Here is a 3,048-nt window from a genome sequence, read left to right as displayed (position 1 = left end):
CGGCAAGGCCCGCAACCCCGACGCGGTGTACTACCGGCGCAAATTCTCCGCCGCGGCCAATGGCACCGCCGCCCGCAGCGTGGTCATTCCGTTCTACTGGGGCTTTCGCGAGGAAGAGCAGCACATCATCAAGGATGCGCCCCACGGCGAGTGGATGGATCGCAACAGAAACCGCCTGGACAAGGCGGGCACGCTGGAGGGGGGACATTTCGTCAATGCCACCACCAACCTGCCGGACATGTGGGGCAAGGGCTTCAACGGCAAGCTGTTTGGCTTCATTTCCCTGGATCTGTTTGCCGGCGAGCTGACTCACCCGTTGTTCTCCGCGCCTGGACGTCGCTACATGGTGCTGGCGGCGATGCGTCTGGCGATGCTGATCAGGATCATCCGCAAGCGCTACCCCAACGACACGGTGAATGTGGTGGGCCACAGCCAAGGCACGCTCATCACGTTATTGGCCCATGCCTTTCTCAATGAGGACAAGGTGCGGCCGGCCGACGGCGTGGTGATGATCAACTCGCCCTACAGCCTGCGCGAACCCAACATGGAGAAGCTTCAGGGCTTCGGCGCGCAGCAGACGGCCGAGGCCCGCCTGGCGACCCTTGACGCCATCCTCAAGTTCATGACCGCAGCGCCCAATCCGTACCCGGCCTTGTCGAGTATCGCCCTCAAGAACTGCCAGGGTTATGGCGCTATTGGCGGGCCTGGCTGGAGCGGTGGCAAAGCCTGCGAAACCACGATTGACGCCAAGCGCATTGCCTTCAACGAGCGCGATAACCGAGGCAGTGTCTACCTGTATTTCACCCCTCAGGACCAGACCGTTGGCCTGGCCAACGTCCAGGGGATCGGCTGGCAGGGCGTTGATGAGCAGCTGTATGGCAAGCCACTGCGCCGGACCTTGCCGCTGAGTTTTCACCAGCGAATCTTTACCCTGCGCAAGCGCGGTGGCGAAAAGGAACTGATCGGTCTGCGCACGCCGCCCCATGCCTACCCATTGCTGCTTCGGGGAGAGGACACCTGGGAAGATGCCGGTCTGCCATACAAGCAGCGGATGTCCGTGGCCCGCGCCTCCCTTGAGCAAGGGAAGTCGGTGATGCTGACCGCACCGTTATTGCCAGTGCCCGTTGAAACCAACTTTGACGCCGATGGCACGGTGGTCATGCCGGGAGCGGACTCCAACAGCGGTGTCTATCAGATCAAGGACAAACTGGCGCCCATCGACGCCGCCATTGCGATCAGCAATAAAGCCTGGACCCCCGAAAGCACACGGCACAGCCGGCTGGAGGCGATCGATGAGGCCGTCGCCTTCAAGCACGGACGCGACATTGCCAGCGTTCAAAAGGCCCTCAACGAAGGCAAGGAGATATCTGAAACCACCCACGTGTTTGCCGCCCGAGCGACCGATGGCGGCAAGGTGCTGGTGACGCGTTCGGAAACACCCTACGAGGCACGCATGCGCCTGCAAAGTGGCGGCAAGGACAAGGAGCACGAAGAGGCGCTGTCTTTCCACTCGGCCATTCCCAACAACCCTGAACACAGCCGTCGAGTGCTGGCGTATGACGTGGCGATAGGGGCGGGGGAGAGCGTGGATGATGTGACGTTTTATGCGTATTTGTGTCGGGTGGCGGATTGGCGGTTGGATTGGCAGAGAACACGAGCTAGTGCTAACTCTCAGTTTGAGACAGAACAGGACCTTCCAGATGAAGCGGTATCGGAATTCTTTCTTCAAGAAGACGCTAGTAGCCGGGAATTGATTAACTCCACAGTAACGTACCGGAAGAGTGGTGCATTGCCGACGGCTGTCGGAGATGACATGCCTTCCTTGGTAGCAGCACAGTCTCTAAAGGAGCAAAGAGCGGGACACGCCGTTCGTTTTGGGGGAAGCGCCTGATGCGTCGAGAGCTTAAATTTTGGTTTTTCACTGCTGTGTTGCTGACCTGCCACTTGGTTCAGGCAGCCGAAACTTCACTGACATCGACTCGTTGTTTTGCCAGTGCGGCCACGTCTGTGACTACCTATACCTCGTCCAGGAAGGACTCAATCATGACCGTTGAACCTCGTTACCGTGCCCCCACTACGTCGCCTCGTTTGGAAACCCTGGATGTACTCAGCATTGGCATAAGTCTGGATGTGTTCAGGCAGGGGCAGATTTGGAACGAGTTGCAGGAAAAAAACTTAAAACAAGAGGAAGCACTACATGTAGGGAGCATCCTACCTATGGATCCGAAGAAGTATCCAATAACCGCCGATGATAAGGATATGGCATATGAAAAACGGGAAACGGATGCACTTGAGCTGGGATTAAGGGATTTTTTAGAGAAGTGGCCGATTCCCACTATTACTGTGGTTTCAGGTTGGAGTCCTAAAACTCCGAACCTTCGTTTTACACCTGAAAGAACCCGGGGCAGCTTATCTGTCATGGTTAATGACATGCGAACGCCTGCGGGACTTCATTGGCATCGCATTCGTAACCTGCAGGATGGCATCATCTGTAATGACACTCCTGAAACTTTGCTGGAAAACCTGTTCCAACTGTTCGAGTGTAACCCTGACCTTCCTGCTGTATTGGTCTACACCAATGAAGGCTTCAGCATGTCCTATGCGCTTTCTGCCAAAAAAGCCCCATTGATTGGTGGATCAGGGCCACGTAAGCCAGGTGAACTCACCGATTCAATGGTCGCCCTGGTCGTCGGTCGCCCCGAACGTGTCGAATGGCTGCGCTATTACGCCCCCTTCACCAAGGTCAACAAGAACAAGATCGATCCCGAATTCACCGGTTGGGGCTGGCGTAAACCGGCGGTGGAGTTCCAACCTTCGGAGTTCATCCCGCAGCCCTGGACCGAGCGCGCTTTTGAACAATGGGACGCCTTGCCAGTGCTGGCCAGGATTCATCGCCCGGTCACGGTTTCCCTGCAGCGTCCGGATAACGGCGAGCGCCTCAAGCGCGAAGCCTTGACCACGCAACTGGCCGCTGGCTGGAAAAAAGCCACTGATGCCGTTGCACCAGCACCGGCCCGAGTGTTCTACGACGGCGGCCTGAACAGCACA

At 57.5% G+C, this 3,048-nt stretch carries 2 protein-coding genes; both read left to right on the top strand.

Annotated features, from left to right (window positions below; all coding sequences use genetic code 11):
* On the top strand, positions 1–1,891 hold a 1,891-nt coding region (locus tag Q8O96_RS31020), incomplete at its 5' end, for a DUF3274 domain-containing protein (protein WP_305950118.1).
* Positions 1,891–3,048, top strand: a 1,158-nt coding sequence (locus Q8O96_RS31015) for a DUF2875 family protein (RefSeq protein WP_305950117.1), incomplete at its 3' end; no start/stop codon positions are given. The genes Q8O96_RS31020 and Q8O96_RS31015, both read left to right, overlap by 1 nt.

This window comes from Pseudomonas sp. LPH60, assembly GCF_030718165.1.
Lineage (GTDB): Bacteria > Pseudomonadota > Gammaproteobacteria > Pseudomonadales > Pseudomonadaceae > Aquipseudomonas > Aquipseudomonas danubii.
The sequence above is the reverse complement of the archived record's forward strand: the minus strand, read 5'-3'. Positions and strand labels throughout refer to the sequence as shown.